Here is a 17,955-nt window from a genome sequence, read left to right as displayed (position 1 = left end):
GCTTTTAACCTGCCTTGCTCCGCAAGCTGCCCACGACTGCGTCCAGCGCCCGGTCAATCAGCGCTCCCTGCTCAAGGACGGTCAGACGGCCGCGCCGCATCTCATGCGCCAGGTCGGTGCGGGTTTTCTCGATCACCTTGAGCCCCATGCGATTTACGAAAACAAAGCAGTCTGCTTCCTCAATGATGGCGGACAGTTTGCAGCGGAAGCTGGCCCCGTTGACCAGGTTGAACTCCACCCAATTGCCGATTTCAATAGCATCGATCTGTGCCACATATTCGGCGATGGCGGCGTCCTCAAGCTCCTGTTGGCGCTCAATGGCAGTCTGATGAGCCGTGGGGATGTCTTCTTCGGGTTCCGGTTCGGGAGAGTCCTCCATGGCCTCGGCCAGCGCGTTGGCCCGAAAAGCTTCCGTTAACTCGTGCTTGAGGTCCGCCATCATCTCATCCAGCTTGGATGAGTTGTAGGAAACCTCTTCAAGCCCGGCCCGGAGTGACTTCAGCAAGCCGGGAACCACGCGAACCCACTGATCCCGCTCTTCATCTTCCTGATGCGGATGCAGGCACCAAATGAGGTCATCCACCACGCGGACAGTCTGTAGCCAGCGGTGTTCCACGTCGTCCCTCAGGTAAGCCAGGAACATCACTCGGCTCCAGCCGTTGATCAGGATGTTCCGCACTGGCTCCTGAAGCTTGTATCGCGCCAGTTTTTTCTGCAGCAACTGATCGACGGTTTCCTGAGCTTTCTGCGATTTGATACGTCCGCGCTCGGATTCCCGGGTGCGCTGCTCCACCAGGGAGGACTTGCGGTTTTCCCTTGCCAGGAACTGTTCGAACTCCTCGCCCAGGGTTTCAAAGAGTGTTACGTCACCATCGAATTCGTTCAGTATGCGAACGACAATGGCGTGGATCTGCTCGTACAGCTTGTCGCGGGTTTTCTCGTCACTCTCGCTCCAGCCAATGCCGGCCCGTGCCAGGGAGTTCAGCAGGCGGCGGGCTGGGTGAGTTGCTTTACTGAAGAATGACTTGTCCTTGATCACCACCTTGAGGATGGGGATCTGTAATCGGCTGATCAGGACCTGCACGGGGGCCGAGAGGTTGTAATCGTCGAGAATGAATTCAAACAACATGGACACGAGGTTGATCAGGTCCTCGTCCATTTCCGCCAACGCCGGCTTTTTGCCATCGCTGGTCGTTCCGGCCTGTGCCAGCAACTGTTGGACAACCTGATGGAGGTCAACCATCACCGGCTCGCCGGCACTCAGGTTGCCGCTAATCTGTTCGCCAGGGGGGTGTTGGGGAAGTGAGCCGAGCAGACTTGCCAGTTCCGCTCCCCCAACGACATGAATATTGGGGTCGGATGCCCGCGGCGGAATGCCTGCGTTGGCGCGCTGGAGCGCCAGCATCTGCCGGATCTGGTCGAACATGGCGCCTTCATGGTGCCCTTGCTGACTTTCCGCAGCAGCGGGTTCCGTCATCGCGCTGGCGTTCCCACCTGTTTCGTCAGCGTGAGTGCCGGATGCTGTCTTGCTCTGCTGTTTACCAGCCTTGCCGTGGTAGCGGAAATTCGGAATCACGCCGGCCTGGATGAGGATTCGGTTGGCTTCGTCCAGCAACATGCCAAGGTTGGAAACAACGTAACGATCAAATTGCTTGAGCAGAATCAGGCGTTCGCGTATCTGGATTTCCAGCGCCTGGATGGCTTCCACAAAGGCGCTGCAGAGATGTTCTGGCGCCATGGGGTTAACCGGCGCTTCGTCACTGGCGCCCGGATAAACCACGCTGAAGCGTGTCTGCAGTTGTAACAGGGGACCCTGAAAGTGGACCTTGGACTTGGTGATCATGGCATTGAGGGCAACCTGTTCTTCCAGGTCGTCGTCGCCTACCAGCGACAGGCTGTCTGAGCTGGTCTGGCTGGCTAGACTTTCGTCGGCTGCCACGCTGCCGCTTTGAGGCGGATTGGCGAACAGTTGTGCTACCGCATTCTGGAAGTGACGCTCTACACCCTTCCGCTTGATACGGATTTCGCGCATGGCCTCGAAATAGCGGTTCTGCTCGTTGTTGCTTCTGGCGTTGTTTGCCAGCTCGAACAGCGAGTCATCAACTGCATCAAATGCACCCTGCAACAAATCCCCCAGTCCAGCAACGACAGTGTCGCGGATGCGAACCACCTGCGCAGGTACGGGATTTGAGCTCCCTGCCTCCCGGTGCTCGCGGAGATAATGTATGCCGGACTGCTTATTCATGGCCGACTCCTGTGTACGCCTCAACCGGATACATGACCGAGCTTACAGCTGTATTTTTTCTTTATACGTTAAATCTACCGCATTTTAACACACGGTAACATGACCAAACGCTAACAAAACCCACTAATGTTCCAAAGCACCCTAAGGAACGGCGGATCATATGCCTTACGGCATGTTGTTATTATTTTTTGCGTGACTCCAGTCTTGGGTGGAACCGCATTTCGGTCAAGAAAAATATTAAAATTTGATCTTTCTAAATAGTCAGGTGTTATAGCCAGATGATCTAGCCCATAGCGCGCTTTTTCTTCTTTTTGGGGTGAACGATCGCAGCCTTGACCACATTGTCCTTGATTTGGAGCACCTCAACGCGGTGCCCGCCCACCTTCAGGCACACGTTGGTGTCCGGGATGTTTTCCAGGGTTTCGGTGATGAGGCCGTTGAGTGTTTTGGGGCCATCAATAGGTAGCTTCCAGCCAAGGGTTTTGTTGATGGTTCGCACAGCGGACGTACCATCGATGATGTATGTGCCGTCGTCCTGGGGAATGATGTCGGGGCTGGTGGCGGCGTAATCGGTGGTGAATTCGCCAACGATCTCCTCAAGAATGTCTTCCAGTGTCGCCAGGCCGAGTACTTCTCCGTACTCGTCAACAACGATGCCGAAGCGTCGTTTCTCCTTCTGAAAGTTGATCAGTTGGGTGTTGAGGGGTGTGCTTTCCGGAATGAAATAGGGCTCACGGCACAGCTGCATCAGCATGGCCTTGTTGATTTCATCGTGAAGCAGGAGTTTTGAGGCGTTGCGCAGGTGAAGCACGCCCTGAATGTTGTTGATGTCCCCCTTGAACACCGGCAAGCGAGTGTGCTGACTGCTTCTTAGTTGGCGCAGGATGGTGTCCAGGTCATCATCCAGATCGATGCCGACCACCTCGTTGCGTGGCACCATGATGTCGTTCACGGTCACTTTCTCAAGGTCGAGGATGCTAACCAGCATGTCCTTGTGTTTGGCTGGGATCAGTGCGCCCGCCTCATTTACAAGGGTTCTCAGTTCTTCGCGGCTGAGGTGCTCGTTGGCGGCATCGTCGGCGGACACGCCGATGATCTTCAGGATGGCGCCTGTAAACAGATTAACCGCCCAAACCACGGGATAGAGTAATTTGAGCAGCGGTCCCAGTACGTGGCTGGCTGGAAAGGCAATCTTTTCGGGAAACAGTGCAGCAAGGGTTTTGGGGGTGACTTCCGCAAAAATCAGGATAACGATGGTCAGCAGAACGGTGGCAATGGCAATCCCGGCGTCGCCCCAAATGCGGATGGCGATCACCGTGGCGATGGCTGAGGCAAAGATGTTGACGAAGTTGTTGCCGATCAGGATGACGCCGATCAGCTGATCGGTGCGATTGAGGAGAGACTGGGCTCTGCGGGCGCCTCTATGGCCGGTCTTGGCCATGTGCTTCAGCCGGTACCGGTTCAGTGACATCATCCCGGTTTCAGAGCTGGAGAAGAAGGCGGAAAGCAGGATGAGTCCTGCCAGGATGATGAACAGCGCAGTAAGCGATGTTTCGTTCAAGACTGAGTGTCCTTATGTTACCGACAAGTTGGGAAAATAGGTGGTTGAAAGTCGGGGTGTCAAGTTGGTGTCTGTCCGGGGAAATTCATGGTAGCGTCAGCCGCCCCGGTGAAAGATCAGTTCCAGCACGAACTTGCTTCCATAGAAGGCGAGCATTAACAGGGCGCACCCTGCCAGTGTCCAGCGGCTGGCGGTAATGCCGCGCCAGCCCTTCGTGTAGCGTCCGATTAGCAATGCGATGAAGACGATGAGTGACAACAGCGAGAACAGCGTTTTGTGGGCCAGATCCTGAGCGAACAGGTCGTCAATGAACAGGGCGCCGGTCACGATGGCCAGAATCAGCATGACCACGCCTGCCCACACCAGCTCGAACAGCAATGACTCCATGGTCTGCAGCGGCGGCAGGTTGCGTATCAGGACGCTGTTATAGTTCTGTTTGAGCTGGCGATTCTGCAGGTAAAGCAGCACCGCCTGTATGGCGGCCAGCGTAAACAGGCTGTAGGCTGTCACCGACAGTGCGATATGGGAGAGCATGCCGTAGTGGTCTTCCGGCACCAATCGGGAAGGGGAGTGAGTAATCAGACCCATAATGATGGTCAGCGCTGCCAGCGGGTAAACGCCAAGGAAAAGGCTTTGTACCGGTTTGCGAAGGTTGAGGGCTAGCAGCAAAAAAGCGATCAGCCAGGAAATAAGGACAGAGCTCTGGAAGAAGCCGAAATCGAAACCGCCTTCACGATGAACGGTCTGGGCAATCAACAGTCCATGTGCTGTCAGGGCCAGCAGGCCGATAAGGGTGGTGATGGCAATGCTGGTGTGTACCCGTCCCCGGAAGCTGAGAGCCTGCAGGGCGGTACCTACGCTGTAAAGCAATAACGAAGTGACCGCGAGGATCAACGTTCCCATGACGTCCTTTTTATAACCACTTTCTGACTCGAGATCGGCGGGGTTCCACGCCGATTTGACCGGGCTGGTCGTTTCAGGGCGATAGTCTGGTTATAATGTCGCGATTATGCAACAGGAATCAAGGAACCTGATCGGGTTCCGGTGTTTCATGCAACCAATTTATCCGGGTACGGAAGAGCAACATGTTTGAAAACCTCCAGGACCGACTTTCCGGCAGTCTGCGCAAGATATCTGGGCAGGCGCGGCTGACCGACGACAATATAAAGGAAACGCTGCGTGAAGTGCGCATGGCGCTGTTGGAGGCGGACGTTGCCCTGCCTGTGGTCAAGGCATTCATTGAGGGCGTGCGTCAGCGGGCAATCGGGCAGGAAGTTCAGCGTAGCCTGAGTCCGGGCCAGGTATTCGTGAAGGTTGTCCAGCAGGAGCTGGAACGCGTGATGGGGGATGGCAACGAATCCCTCAACCTGGCAGTACAGCCACCGGCAGTGATTATGATGGCCGGCTTGCAGGGTGCCGGTAAGACCACCACGGTGGCCAAGCTTGCCCGCTTCCTTAAGGAAAGGCAGAAAAAGTCCGTTCTGGTGGTGAGCGCCGACGTGTATCGCCCGGCGGCCATTCGTCAGCTGGAAACGCTGGCCGGTGAAGTGGGTGTGGAGTTCTTTCCCAGTTCTGAGGACCAGGACCCTGTTGATATCGCCAATGGCGCCATGGATGCAGCCCGCAAGAAACATGTTGATGTTGTGATTCTGGATACCGCCGGCCGCCTGCACGTCGATGAGCAGATGATGGGCGAGATTGGTCGTCTTCATAAAGCCGTCAACCCGGTTGAAACCCTGTTTGTGGTCGACGCCATGACGGGCCAGGATGCTGCCAACACGGCCAAGGCCTTTAATGATGCGCTGCCACTGACGGGCGTTGTCCTGACCAAGACCGATGGCGATGCCCGTGGCGGTGCCGCGCTGTCGGTGCGTCACATTACTGGTAAACCGATCAAGTTCCTGGGTGTGGGCGAGAAGTCCGATGCCCTGGAGCCATTCCACCCTGACAGGGTGGCGTCCCGGATTCTGGGTATGGGGGATGTGCTCTCCCTTATAGAGGAAGCCGAGCGCAAGATTGATCAGAAGAAAGCCCAGAAACTGACAAAGAAGATCAAGAAGGGTAAGAGCTTTGATCTTGAAGACTTCCGTGACCAGCTTCAGCAGATGAAAAGCATGGGCGGCATCGGCGGTCTGATGGATAAGCTGCCCGGCATGGGCCAGATGGCACAGATGGCCCAGCAACAGGTCAATGACAAGTCCATGGGGCAGATGGAGGCCATTATCTGCTCAATGACGGCAAAGGAGCGCCGCTACCCGGATGTGATCAATAACTCTCGCAAGCGCCGCATTGCGACGGGGTCCGGTACGCAAATCCAGGATGTGAATCGTCTGCTAAAGCAGCACAAGCAAATGCAGAAAATGATGAAGAAATTCGGCAAGAAGGGCGGAATGGCTAACATGATGCGCGGTCTTGGCGGTATGATGCCGCCGGGTGGCGCAGGCGGTGGTATGCCTCCGCGTGGGCGTATGTAGAAACCGGGATGTTTTCCCTGTTTTCTTTGGCGTTCATTTAGCATAGAATAGCGCCCCTTTCGAGTATGGGTCTTCGCGCCAGCCAGTGATTTCTGAAGCTTGGCGGGTGTGAATCGTACAAAGTTCGTACAACAGAACAGGATATTGGTCGAAATGGTAATAATCCGTTTGGCTCGTGGCGGCTCCAAGAAGCGCCCGTTCTACCATCTGACAGTGACAGATAGCCGCAAATCCCGCGACGGTCGTTTTATCGAGCGTGTTGGTTTCTTCAACCCGGTTGCCCGTGGCCAGGAAGAGCGTCTGCGTATTGATCGTGATCGCATCGATCATTGGCTGGGTCAAGGCGCCCAGACCAGCGAGCGCGTTGCACAGCTGCTGAAAGGCGCTGCTGCAGAGTAATTGAAAGAACGTTTCACCACCGGGGTTAGGGTATGGCTCAACATTCGCAGGAAACTGTGATTGGTCAGATTACCTCGGTGTTTGGGGTTAAGGGGTGGCTCAAGGTCTACTCCTATACTGACCCCAAGGACGGAATACTGAACTACCGGGACTGGACCTTGGTTCACAACGGCAAGCGTATCCCGGCCAAGCTTGAGGAAGGTCGCCGGCAAGGCCAGGGGATCGTCGTCAGGCTAAAAGGTATCGATGATCGTGAAGTGGCCCGCAGTTACTGTGGTGCCGACGTTGTTGTGTCTACCGAGGAATTGCCGCAGCTCCCCGAAGGGGAATACTACTGGCATCAACTGGAAGGCCTTGACGTTTTCACGACAGAGGATGAGTACCTGGGTAAGGTGCATCATCTGATAGAAACAGGCTCCAACGACGTCCTGGTGGTGCGGGCAACCGACGCCTCCATTGACCAGCGTGAGCGGCTGATTCCCTATCTTCCGGACCAAGTGGTCCGGAGTGTGGATCTGGCCGGCTCGCGTTTGGTGGCCGACTGGGATCCGGAGTTCTGACGGGTGTGGATTGGCGCAGTCAGTCTGTTCCCGGAGATGTACGCTGCGGTGACGGATTACGGGATTACCGGAAGGGCCGTTCGTGATGGTCTGTTGACGTTCACGGCCTGGAATCCTCGGGAATTCACTCATGATCGTCACCGAACGGTAGATGACCGGCCTTACGGTGGAGGCCCGGGTATGCTGATGAAAATTCAGCCACTGCGGGATGCCATCCATGCGGCAAGGGAGTCTGCACCCGGACGCGCCTGCGTGGTTTATCTGTCTCCCCAGGGGGAGGCGATGAATCAGGGCGTGGTTGAATCGCTGGCAGCGGAAGAGAGTCTTATTCTCGTCGCTGGGCGATATGAGGGTGTTGATGAGCGCCTGATATCGGCGGAAGTCGATCGGGAGGTGTCACTGGGAGATTTCGTGCTTTCCGGTGGCGAGTTGGCGGCCATGGCTGTCATTGATGCGGTTACACGCCTCATCCCCGGAGCGTTGGGTCATGCGCAGTCGGCAGAGCAGGATTCCTTTGCTGACGGTTTGCTGGATTGTCCGCACTACACCCGGCCGGAGGTTTACGAAGGTCAGGCTGTGCCGGATGTTTTGTTAGGCGGTCACCATGATCAGATCCGGCGTTGGCGGCTGAAACAGTCGTTGAGGCGAACCCGGGAGCGACGCCCCGACCTGCTGGATAAGCGGGTGTTTACGGACGAAGAGCGTGAGCTGCTGGAAGAGATTTTGAACGAACCGGGTGCCTCTGAATCATCAGGGCATTAAAAGATTGGGTATCAGGAGCACATACGATGAGCGGCAAGAACAACATCATCAGTCAAATTGAATCAGAGCAGATGACCAAGGAAATCCCTGCCTTTGCGCCGGGTGATACCGTGGTAATCCAGGTTCGCGTTACCGAGGGCAACCGTGAGCGTCTGCAGGCGTTCGAAGGCGTTGTGATCGGCAAGCGCAACCGTGGCATGAACTCTTCCTTCACTGTACGGAAAGTGTCCTACGGTGTGGGTGTTGAGCGTACCTTCCAGACCTTCTCCAAGCTGATCGACAGCATCAGTGTGAAGCGTCGTGGTGACGTTCGCCAGGCTAAGCTTTACTACCTGCGCGACCTGTCTGGCAAGGCAGCTCGTATCAAGGAAAAGCTGGGCTGATCAGCAGAAGTTGCTGGTACAGTTCGTCAGGAAAAGGCAGCCCAAGGCTGCCTTTTTCGTATCCGGTTGCCGGAACTTTTCGTTCCCGTTTCGTTTCGAGTAGGCCGCCATGCCCCGGAAACCCACCTCCAGAGTTGAGCTTAGATCGCAGGATGAAGCGGTCATTGTGCGCTTCACCGATGCCATCTGGCTTGAAGATGGCTTGGGGGAAAAAACCCGTCAGGCGTACCGGAGTGATCTTGAGCGGTTGGCGGCCTGGCTGCAGGAGCAGCCGGGAACGCCCCTGCTGACCGAGGTGCGCCGGACCGACTTGCTGGGCTGGATATCCCGTGGGTTGTCTGATGGTTTCAAAACCTCCACGGCTGCCCGTCGCCTCTCCGGTCTTCGTCGTTTTTTCCGCTACCTTTTGCGAGAAGGCGTGATCGCTGAAGACCCTACGCTGCGAATAGATAGCCCCCGCCTTCCTCGACGGTTGCCGGATTCTTTGTCGGAAGACGACGTGGAAAACCTGTTGTCGGAACCCGATCCTGAAGTGCCCATTGAGCTTCGCGACAAGGCGATGATGGAAATCCTGTACGGCTGCGGTTTGCGGGTTTCGGAGCTTGTGGCTTTAACGGTGGATGAGGTGAACCTGCGCCAGGGGGTGGTCAGGATTGTTGGCAAGGGAAACAAGGAGCGCCTGGTTCCGCTTGGTGAAGAGGCAGTTGATTGGCTGGTACGTTACATGAGGGAGGGGCGAGGTGAGCTTCTCAAGGGGCGGGCCAGCAACGCACTGTTTCCGGGTAACCGTCCCGCTGCGATGACGCGGCAGACCTTCTGGCATCGGATCAAACATTACGCACTCCGTGCTGGAATTCTCAAGCATCTGTCACCCCATACCCTTCGCCATGCCTTTGCGACGCATCTGTTGAATCATGGTGCCGACTTACGGGTGGTTCAGATGTTACTTGGGCATTCGGACTTGTCGACAACCCAGATATACACCCATGTGGCACGTCAGCGATTACAATCGCTGCATCAGGCTCACCATCCGCGCGGTTAGTTAGAGTGTCGTAACATCCCGGGTTAGTCGGCGGGCATGGCGCTTGGTACACTGAACTTTTTGCGGGCAGCGGTGTCGCACAAACTCGGCGGAATTCGCCGTCTGACAGGCTATATACCTTCGTGATTCTGGAAAACTGGAAACCAATATGCTGATCAAGAACTTGTTTAAACCCATGCTGCCACTGGTGCTCGCGGCTCTGGCGGCTGGCGCTTACACTGCTCATGCGGGCGAGGTCGAGGATACGATTGCCGACAAACTCACCGCAGCGATTCCGGGGCTGAAGATATCCGATGTCCGCAAATCGGAGGCTGAGGGTTTGTACGAGGTGTACAGTAATAACGGCGATACCATTTTCACAACGGCCGATGGTCAGTACCTCCTGACCGGCGACCTGCTGAAAGTGACCGCGAACGGTATTGCCAATATCTCTGAACAGGGCAGGGCGTCCCAGCGCGCTCAAACCATGGACGAGTTCGGTGATGAGGGGCTGATCAGTTTTCCGGCCAAGGGCACCGAAAAGGCTTCTATTGCTGTGTTCACCGATATCGATTGCCCATACTGCCGCAAGCTGCATGACGAGGTTCCGCGACTGAACGAATTGGGTATTACTGTCAATTACTATGGCTTTCCCCGTTCCGGCCCCAATACGCCCTCTTTTCGCAAGTATATTTCCGTCTGGTGTTCCGATGATCCGCAGGCTGCCATGAATGCCGCCAAGCAGGGTCGATCCGTGGATGATCAGAGCTGCGAGAACCCGGTCAGGGAGCAATTCGAGCTGGGTAGTCGCGTCGGTGTGACGGGTACCCCGGCGATCGTACTGGAAGACGGTAATATGGTGCGTGGTTACGTGCCGTCTGAAAAACTGGCTGAAGGCCTGGGGCTGCTCTGATAGGCTACGGAATGCCTTGTTTGCCTGTTCATCAGGCGGGGCTTATTCGGGCGCCCGTTAACCGTTATACTATCGCTCCCCACAGCAACCCATCGGGAACAGAGGTGAAAGCTTGAAAGACGTCAATGTCGGAATCTGCGGACTGGGAACAGTCGGTGGTGGTACGTTCAACGTACTGACCCGTAATGCCAGCCTGATCACAGGCCGGACAGGTTTCAATCTCCGTATTGCCCGGGTGGCGACACGCACCCCGCGCAATGATATTGATCTGGGGGATATCCCGTTCAGTACCGACATTTTTGACGTGGTGAACGACCCGTCTGTGGATGTTGTGGTCGAATTGATTGGTGGTTACGAAACCGCTCGGGAGCTGGTGCTGGCTGCCATCCGAAATGGCAAGCACGTAGTCACCGCCAACAAGGCGTTGATTGCGGTCCATGGCAACGAGATTTTCGAGGCAGCGGCGAAGCAGAATGTGATCGTTTCCTACGAGGCTGGCGTTGCTGGCGGTATCCCCGTCATCAAGGCTGTTCGCGAAGGCATGGCCGCCAACCGCGTTGACTGGATCGCCGGCATCATCAACGGCACCGGTAACTATATTCTCACCGAGATGCGCGCCGGTCGCGAGTTCGCTGAAGTGCTGAAAGAAGCTCAGGACCTGGGGTATGCCGAGGCGGACCCGACCTTCGATGTGGAAGGCATTGACGCTGCACACAAATTGACGATCCTGGCCTCTGCAGGCTTTGGTGTGCCGCTGCAATTTGAAAAAGCCTACACCGAGGGGATTTCGGAAATCACCCCTTACGACATCGCTCACGCGGAAATTCTTGGTTATCGCATCAAGCACCTGGGGATCGCACGTCGCCGCGATGAGGGCATCGAGTTGCGGGTGCATCCCACGCTGGTTCCGCGCAGCCATCTCATTGCACAGGTGGATGGTGTGTTGAACGCAGTTCTGGTGGACGGTGATGCCGTTGGCCAGACCATGTATTACGGCCCCGGCGCCGGCGATGAGGCCACGGCATCAGCGGTTATCGCCGATATCATCGACGCGGCCCGTTCCGTGGCTGCCAAGAGCAACCAGCGGGTTCCCTACCTTGGCTTCGAGCCTGCGGCAATGGAAGATCTGCCGGTGCTGCCGATGGAGGATGTTCAGTCCGCCTATTACCTGCGCATACAGGCGCTGGACCGTCCCGGCGTGCTGGCGAAAGTCGCTTCCATTCTCAGTGAGCACGGCATCAACATCGAGTCCATTATGCAGAAGGAATCGGAGCTGAAAGATGGCCGCATCCCGGTAATTATCCTGACCCACACGGTCCAGGAGCGACAGATCAACCGCGCTATTGAAGAGCTGGAAGCCCTGAGCGATATCGACGAAAAAGTCGTCCGTATCCGCGCCGAAAACTTTAACTGACAGGAACGCAAGGTGAGATACATCAGTACACGGGGCGAAGCTCCCGCCCTGGGCTTTGAAGACGTCCTGCTGACAGGCCTGGCCACCGACGGTGGCCTGTATGTCCCGGAATCATTGCCTCATTTCAGCCTGGAAGAAATTCGCAGCTGGCGTGGGCTTTCCTACAGCGAGCTCGCTTTCAAGGTAATGCACCCGTTTGTCGACGATGCGATTCCTGCGGAGGATTTCCGCAGGATGCTGGACGAGACCTACGGTGATGTATTTGCCCATAAAGCGGTGGCCCCACTGGTTCAGTTGGACACCAATGAGTGGGTCATGGAGCTTTTCCGTGGCCCAACCCTGGCGTTCAAGGATTTTGCCCTGCAACTGCTGGGGCGCCTGTTGGACTACGTGTTGGAGAAACGCAAGCAGCACGTGGTGATCATGGGGGCAACGTCCGGTGATACCGGCTCCGCCGCCATTGAGGGGTGCCGCCGGTGCGAACACGTCGACATTTTCATCCTGCATCCCCATGAACGGGTGTCCGAGGTGCAGCGTCGCCAGATGACCACCGTGAAGGGTGACAATATCCATAACATCGCGGTGCGCGGCAACTTTGATGACTGCCAGCGCATGGTGAAGGCGAGCTTTGGTGACCAGTCGTTCCTCGGTGGTCAAACCCAGCTTGCGGCGGTGAATTCCATTAACTGGGCCCGTATCATGGCTCAGATCGTCTACTACTTTCATGCTTCCCTGGCGCTCGGCGGTCCGGATCGGAGTATGGCTTTCTCGGTGCCCACGGGTAACTTCGGCGATATCTTCGCGGGTTATCTGGCCAAGAAAATGGGTTTGCCGATCTCCCAGTTGGTGATCGCCACCAACCGTAACGACATCCTGCATCGCTTTATGAGTGGCAATCGCTACGAGCAGCTCCAGCTTGAGCATACCTTGTCACCAAGCATGGATATCATGGTGTCCAGCAATTTCGAGCGCCTGTTGTTCGACCTGCACGGCCGCGACGGGGCTGCGGTAAAGGACCTGTTGGAGAATGCCACCAAGGGCCCAGTCAGCATTGAAGATTACCGCTGGAAGCACGCTCGCAAACTGTTTGACAGTGACGCGGTGGGTGATGAGGGCACCACAGACACCATCCGTGAGGTGTTTGACCAGAACGAGTACTTGCTCGACCCCCATACCGCCATCGGCGTGCGTGCGGCCCGAAACTGTCGTCGCGACCCGGCGGTACCGATGATTACCCTGGGTACTGCGCATCCGGCCAAGTTCCCGGATGCCGTGTTGCGCTCAGGTGTTAAAGCCGAGCCGTCCCTGCCGGTGCATATGTCGGATCTGTTCGAACGGGAGGAGCGATACACCGTTTTGGATAATGACCTGTCCGCCGTGCAGGACTTTATCGCCAAACACTGGAAAAATACCTGAGTGGTATGACGCCCAAAAAAATCCTTCGTCGCCCCAGCCCGGACACCACTCCGGACTGGGGCCAGAATCTGCCCCCACTGCTTCGCCGTCTATACGCCGCCCGTGGCGTGACTTCCGATGACCAACTCACCTACACACTGAAACACCTGGCATCGCCCATGGATCTAAGAGGTGTCGACCGTGCCGTTGCGCTCCTGGCGGACGCCATCACCAGTCAGCAGCGAGTGCTGGTGCTTGGGGACTTCGACGCCGACGGCGCCACCAGCACGGCAGTTGCCATGCTGGGATTGGGGATGCTGGGGCTGAACGATATTGACTTCCGCGTGCCCAGCCGGTTTTCCGACGGTTATGGATTGACGCCGGGCATTATCCACCGGTTGAGAGATGAGGGTGCGCTGCCGGACCTGCTGGTGACCGTGGACAACGGTATTTCCGCCGTGGAAGGTGTTCGCGCAGCCCGGGAACTGGGCATCCGGGTGGTTGTAACCGATCATCACCTGGCCGGTGAAACCCTGCCCGAGGCGGACGCCATCGTGAACCCCAACCAGCCCGGCTGCCCCTTCTTGAGCAAGAACGCGGCGGGCGTGGGTGTGATGTTCTATGTGCTGACGGCTCTTCGAAAGCATCTGCGTGAGCAGGGCCTGTTGCCAGAGCCGCAACCTAATCTCGGCAATCTGTTGGATCTTGTGGCGCTTGGCACTGTAGCGGACGTTGTTCCCCTGGACCATAACAACCGCATCTTTGTGGAACAGGGCCTGCGCCGCATCCGCCAGGGGGAGGCCCGCCCCGGTATTCTGGCGCTGCTGGAAGTGGCAGGCCGCGACCACAGCGAAATCAGCTCCACGGATCTCGGGTTTGTGGTTGGCCCAAGGCTGAATGCTGCCGGTCGCCTGGACGATATGAGCGTGGGCATTGCCTGCCTGCTGGCGGACAGCCGTGACGAAGCCCAGCGCCTGGCCCGTGAACTGGATACCTTCAATCGTGAACGTCGCACCATCGAAAAAGATATGAAAACCCAGGCTCAGGACCTGCTGGCGTCCATGTCGCTGGACATCGAGGGCCTGCCATGGGGCCTGGCCCTGTTTGACACCGACTGGCACCAGGGTGTGATCGGCATACTGGCGGCCCGTATCCGCGAGCAGACTCACCGCCCGACGATTGCGTTTGCGCCGGACGACAACGGCGAGGACATCAAGGGTTCGGCCCGTTCCATCCCGGGCCTGCATATCCGCGACGTGCTCGCCGTGGTTGATGCCAGGCACCCGGGGATGATGAAAAAATTCGGCGGCCATGCCATGGCGGCAGGCATGACCCTGTCCCGCGGTGACCTGGACGCGTTCAGTGACGCGTTCGACCGGGCGGTCCGCGATACCCTGCGGGCGGAAGACCTTGAGGCGGCCATTACCACCGATGGCCCCCTGAGCCCGGACGAGCTTCACCTGGAAACCGCCACCCTGTTAAAGCGTGCCGGTCCCTGGGGGCAGCATTTCCCGGAGCCCCTGTTTGACGGCAACTTCCGTGTGGTCAGCCAGCGCATCGTTGGCGAGAACCACCTGAAGCTGGTACTCCAGCCGGAAGAGGGCGGCGCCATCATCGATGGCATCGCCTTCAACACCGGGCCGGAAGTGCCCGACTACACCAGGACTGGTGCGCGGGTGGTTTACAAACCTGATGCCAATACCTTTCGTGGGCGTACTAACCTGCAGCTTTTGGTGGATTATCTGGAGCCTCTGGCCTGAAGGTTGGGAGTCTGGCATTTGGGGACTTGGCCTTGGCGGGCTGGGCCCGGGGTGGGGGTATCTTTTCTTTAGAAAAAGAACTCGCTTCGCTCAGACACCTTTTTCTGGCAGAAAAGATACCCCCACCCCGAGCCCGATCACACCTTGTATGAATGCCACACCCAACTTTGGGCGCCAGGCAGGGCCGTTGTTCCGGGAGTGTCGAAAACATGGATGTTTTCGTCAAGCGTACATGGACGTATTCACAGCGTCTCCCGGAACAACGGCCCTGCCTGACGCTTTCACCGAAGTAGCGGTTACCACCGGCTGATTTAAAAACAGATTTCCGGTAGAATCTCGCGTCTGATTTTGATCGCATTCATTTTTCGAGCGAGAGTAAGGATTTCATGGAAATCAATCCCATTGTTACGAAGATAAAAGACCTTCGTGAGCGCACTGAAGCGCTCAGGGGGTATCTTTGACTACGATCAGCGTAGTGAAAGACTGACTGAAGTTGAGCGTGAGTTGGAAGTGCCCTCCGTATGGGAAGATCCAGAGCGGGCGCAGGCGCTGGGCAAGGAACGCTCCGATCTTGAATTGATTGTTCGTACCATCGACAACCTCACCTCCGGCCTTGAAGATGCCGAAGGTCTGCTCGAAATTGCGGACGAGGAAGAGGACGAGGGCACGGCCGCGGAGATCGAAGCCGATCTGGCCGGGCTTGATAAAGAGCTCGAGAAGCTCGAATTCCGCCGCATGTTCTCCGGCGAGATGGATGCCAACAACGCCTACCTGGACATTCAGGCCGGCTCCGGCGGTACTGAGGCCCAGGACTGGGGCAATATGCTGTTGCGCATGTACCTGCGTTGGGCTGAGCGCCGTGGCTTCAAGGCCGAGATCGTCGAATTGCAGGAAGGCGATGTGGCTGGTATCAAGAGTGCGACCATCCACATCCAGGGCGACTATGCGTTTGGTTGGTTGCGCACGGAAACCGGTGTGCATCGTCTGGTGCGAAAGTCGCCGTTTGATTCCGGCAACCGCCGTCACACGTCGTTCTCATCCGTCTTTGTCTCACCGGAAGTGGACGACAGCTTCGAGATTGAAATCAATCCGGCAGACCTTCGTGTCGACGTCTATCGCGCCTCGGGTGCGGGTGGTCAGCACGTAAACCGGACCGAATCTGCTGTGCGTCTGACTCACAATCCCACTGGTATTGTCGTGGCCTGTCAGGCTGGCCGAAGCCAGCATCAGAACAAAGACCAGGCCATGAAACAGCTGAAAGCGAAGCTGTTTGAGCGTGAGATGCAGGAGCGTAACGCCGAGAAACAGAAGGCTGAGGATGCCAAGGCGGATATCGGCTGGGGCAGCCAGATCCGCTCCTACGTGCTGGACGACAGCCGTATCAAGGACTTACGCACCAAGGTGGAAACCAGCAATACCCAGTCGGTGCTGGACGGTGACATCGACAAGTTCATCGAAGCCAGCCTGAAGATGGCGCTGTAAACAGCGCCTTTGCCATGCTAACCCGGACAATTCCCGATTTTGCGAGCCAACATGACTGAACACACCCCGAATGCACAGCCAGAGGACAACAAGCTGATTGCCGAGCGTCGCGCCAAGTTGGCGGAGATGCGTGATCAGGGCAATGCCTTTCCCAACAACTTCCGTCGCGACGCCACCGCGGCCGAGCTTTTGGCCAAATATGGCGACAAGAGCAAGGAAGAGCTGGCTGAGATGGGCATTCAGGTGGCTGTTGCCGGCCGCATGATGCTTGATCGTAAAGCATTCAAAGTGGTTCAGGATATGACGGGCCGCATTCAGATCTACGCCTCAAAAGATGTCCAGAAAGACACCAAGCACTGGGATCTGGGCGATATCGTGGGGGTGCGGGGTATTCTGTGTAAGTCAGGCAAGGGTGACCTCTATGTAAGCATGGACGAGTACACGCTGTTGACCAAGTCGCTGCGTCCATTGCCGGAGAAACACAAGGGGCTGACCGACACGGAAGCCCGGTATCGTCACCGCTACGTTGACCTGATGGTGAACGAAGACAGTCGCCGTGTGTTCTATGCACGTTCGAAGATTATCAGCGTCATGCGTCAGTACTTCACCGACCGAGACTTCATGGAAGTCGAAACCCCGATGTTGCAGGTGATTCCTGGTGGTGCCACGGCGCGTCCGTTCGTGACTCACCACAACGCCCTGGGTATCGACATGTACCTGCGTATTGCTCCGGAGCTGTTCCTCAAGCGCCTGGTGGTCGGTGGTTTCGAGCGGGTATTCGAAATCAACCGCAACTTCCGTAACGAAGGGCTTTCCACCCGTCATAACCCGGAATTCACCATGGTGGAGTTCTATCAGGCCTATGCCGATTACAACGACCTGATGGACCTGACCGAAGACATGCTGCGCACCATTGCCCAGAAAGTACTCGGTACCACCACGGTGGTGAACACCCGTACCCTGTCCGATGGCGAAGAAGAAATCATTGAGTACGACTTCGGCAAGCCTTTCGAGCGCCTGACCGTGGTGGACGCCATCCTGCGATACAACCCCGATATCAAAGCCGAACAACTGGCCGATGAAACCAGTGCTCGACAGGTGGCGAAGGATCTGGGCATTCACCTTAAAGAAGGCTGGGGACTGGGCAAGGTGCAGATCGAAATCTTTGAAGCGACTGCTGAGCATCGCCTGATGCAGCCCACATTCATTACCGATTACCCGAAAGAAGTGTCACCGCTGGCCCGCTGCAAGGACAACGATACGTTCGTCACTGAGCGTTTCGAATTCTTCGTGGGTGGCCGCGAGATTGCCAACGGATTCTCCGAGCTGAACGACGCGGAAGACCAGGCTGAGCGCTTCCAGGATCAGGTGGCCGAGAAAGACGCCGGCGACGACGAAGCCATGTTCTACGACGAAGACTACGTCATGGCGCTGGAATATGGCCTGCCACCAACCGCAGGTGAAGGCATTGGCATCGACCGTCTGGCCATGCTTCTGACGGATTCCGCCTCGATTCGCGATGTCATCCTGTTCCCCGCCATGCGCCCGGAGCACAAGGCTGAAACGAAGAAAGACGAGGGCTGAAC

15 protein-coding genes are annotated in these 17,955 nt (G+C 56.9%); 12 read left to right on the top strand and 3 right to left on the bottom strand.

Annotated features, from left to right (window positions below; translation table 11 throughout):
- Positions 1-4: 4 nt before the first annotated feature.
- From SIC19_RS04710 to SIC19_RS04700, 3 genes are all read right to left on the bottom strand, one after another.
- On the bottom strand, positions 5-2,245 hold the full coding sequence (locus SIC19_RS04710; RefSeq protein ID WP_036204133.1) for a DUF1631 domain-containing protein: 2,241 nt from the start codon (positions 2,243-2,245) through the stop codon (positions 5-7).
- Between the two features lie 283 nt (positions 2,246-2,528).
- Positions 2,529-3,806: an HlyC/CorC family transporter gene (locus tag SIC19_RS04705; protein ID WP_041333515.1), complete on the bottom strand. Its 1,278-nt coding sequence runs from the start codon at positions 3,804-3,806 to the stop codon at positions 2,529-2,531.
- Between the two features lie 96 nt (positions 3,807-3,902).
- Complete coding sequence (locus SIC19_RS04700; RefSeq protein ID WP_036204139.1) at positions 3,903-4,709, bottom strand: inner membrane protein YpjD; 807 nt, start codon at positions 4,707-4,709, stop codon at positions 3,903-3,905.
- A 182-nt stretch (positions 4,710-4,891) separates the two neighbouring features.
- On the opposite strand from SIC19_RS04700, the gene ffh reads away from it, so the two are divergent.
- The 12 genes from ffh to lysS all read left to right on the top strand — a co-directional run bounded on the left by ffh (position 4,892) and on the right by lysS (position 17,953).
- Complete coding sequence (gene ffh, locus SIC19_RS04695; protein ID WP_036204143.1) at positions 4,892-6,280, top strand: signal recognition particle protein; 1,389 nt, start codon at positions 4,892-4,894, stop codon at positions 6,278-6,280.
- 153 nt (positions 6,281-6,433) lie between these two features.
- Entirely contained in the window at positions 6,434-6,679 is a 246-nt protein-coding gene (rpsP, locus tag SIC19_RS04690; protein WP_007154391.1) for a 30S ribosomal protein S16, read from the top strand.
- A gap of 32 nt (positions 6,680-6,711) precedes the next feature.
- Complete coding sequence (rimM, locus tag SIC19_RS04685) at positions 6,712-7,239, top strand: ribosome maturation factor RimM (RefSeq protein ID WP_127400804.1); 528 nt, start codon at positions 6,712-6,714, stop codon at positions 7,237-7,239.
- A gap of 3 nt (positions 7,240-7,242) precedes the next feature.
- A complete protein-coding gene (gene trmD / locus SIC19_RS04680) occupies positions 7,243-8,001 on the top strand; it encodes a tRNA (guanosine(37)-N1)-methyltransferase TrmD (protein ID WP_036204148.1) in 759 nt (252 codons plus the stop codon).
- A gap of 26 nt (positions 8,002-8,027) precedes the next feature.
- Positions 8,028-8,384, top strand: coding sequence for a 50S ribosomal protein L19 (gene rplS, locus SIC19_RS04675; RefSeq protein ID WP_007154388.1), 357 nt, complete (start codon positions 8,028-8,030; stop codon positions 8,382-8,384).
- A gap of 109 nt (positions 8,385-8,493) precedes the next feature.
- Positions 8,494-9,426, top strand: coding sequence for a site-specific tyrosine recombinase XerD (gene xerD / locus SIC19_RS04670; protein ID WP_127400805.1), 933 nt, complete (start codon positions 8,494-8,496; stop codon positions 9,424-9,426).
- 148 nt (positions 9,427-9,574) lie between these two features.
- A complete protein-coding gene (locus tag SIC19_RS04665) occupies positions 9,575-10,318 on the top strand; it encodes a DsbC family protein (RefSeq protein ID WP_127400806.1) in 744 nt (247 codons plus the stop codon).
- 112 nt (positions 10,319-10,430) lie between these two features.
- On the top strand, positions 10,431-11,732 hold the full coding sequence (locus SIC19_RS04660) for a homoserine dehydrogenase (RefSeq protein WP_036204154.1): 1,302 nt from the start codon (positions 10,431-10,433) through the stop codon (positions 11,730-11,732).
- A gap of 12 nt (positions 11,733-11,744) precedes the next feature.
- Positions 11,745-13,148: a threonine synthase gene (thrC, locus tag SIC19_RS04655; RefSeq protein ID WP_041333520.1), complete on the top strand. Its 1,404-nt coding sequence runs from the start codon at positions 11,745-11,747 to the stop codon at positions 13,146-13,148.
- 5 nt (positions 13,149-13,153) lie between these two features.
- Positions 13,154-14,887 carry a single-stranded-DNA-specific exonuclease RecJ gene (gene recJ / locus SIC19_RS04650; RefSeq protein ID WP_075195985.1) on the top strand — a complete coding sequence of 578 codons (1,734 nt, stop codon included), beginning with the start codon at positions 13,154-13,156 and terminating at the stop codon, positions 14,885-14,887.
- A gap of 386 nt (positions 14,888-15,273) precedes the next feature.
- A protein-coding gene (prfB, locus tag SIC19_RS04645) for a peptide chain release factor 2 (protein ID WP_126810486.1) occupies positions 15,274-16,369 on the top strand; the annotation gives its coding sequence in 2 pieces (ribosomal slippage) (positions 15,274-15,345 and positions 15,347-16,369; 1,095 coding nt in all).
- A 51-nt stretch (positions 16,370-16,420) separates the two neighbouring features.
- Positions 16,421-17,953 carry a lysine--tRNA ligase gene (gene lysS / locus SIC19_RS04640; protein ID WP_075195984.1) on the top strand — a complete coding sequence of 511 codons (1,533 nt, stop codon included), beginning with the start codon at positions 16,421-16,423 and terminating at the stop codon, positions 17,951-17,953.
- Positions 17,954-17,955: the final 2 nt, after the last annotated feature.

Origin of the sequence: Marinobacter sp. MIT930201, from assembly GCF_047122665.1 — a bacterium.
GTDB classification, from domain to species: domain Bacteria; phylum Pseudomonadota; class Gammaproteobacteria; order Pseudomonadales; family Oleiphilaceae; genus Marinobacter; species Marinobacter salarius.
Note: the sequence above shows the minus strand (reverse complement) of the source record. Positions and strands in the feature narration are given on the sequence as shown.

Bases quoted from the DNA above. Each gene is read 5' to 3' on its own strand.
- SIC19_RS04710 (WP_036204133.1), bottom strand. From the start codon at position 2,245: ATGAATAAGCAGTCCGGCATACATTATCTCCGCGAGCACCGGGAGGCA.
- SIC19_RS04700 (WP_036204139.1), bottom strand. From the start codon at position 4,709: ATGGGAACGTTGATCCTCGCGGTCACTTCGTTATTGCTTTACAGCGTA.
- ffh (WP_036204143.1), top strand. From the start codon at position 4,892: ATGTTTGAAAACCTCCAGGACCGACTTTCCGGCAGTCTGCGCAAGATA.
- rpsP (WP_007154391.1), top strand. From the start codon at position 6,434: ATGGTAATAATCCGTTTGGCTCGTGGCGGCTCCAAGAAGCGCCCGTTC.
- rimM (WP_127400804.1), top strand. From the start codon at position 6,712: ATGGCTCAACATTCGCAGGAAACTGTGATTGGTCAGATTACCTCGGTG.
- rplS (WP_007154388.1), top strand. From the start codon at position 8,028: ATGAGCGGCAAGAACAACATCATCAGTCAAATTGAATCAGAGCAGATG.
- xerD (WP_127400805.1), top strand. From the start codon at position 8,494: ATGCCCCGGAAACCCACCTCCAGAGTTGAGCTTAGATCGCAGGATGAA.
- SIC19_RS04665 (WP_127400806.1), top strand. From the start codon at position 9,575: ATGCTGATCAAGAACTTGTTTAAACCCATGCTGCCACTGGTGCTCGCG.
- recJ (WP_075195985.1), top strand. From the start codon at position 13,154: ATGACGCCCAAAAAAATCCTTCGTCGCCCCAGCCCGGACACCACTCCG.
- lysS (WP_075195984.1), top strand. From the start codon at position 16,421: ATGACTGAACACACCCCGAATGCACAGCCAGAGGACAACAAGCTGATT.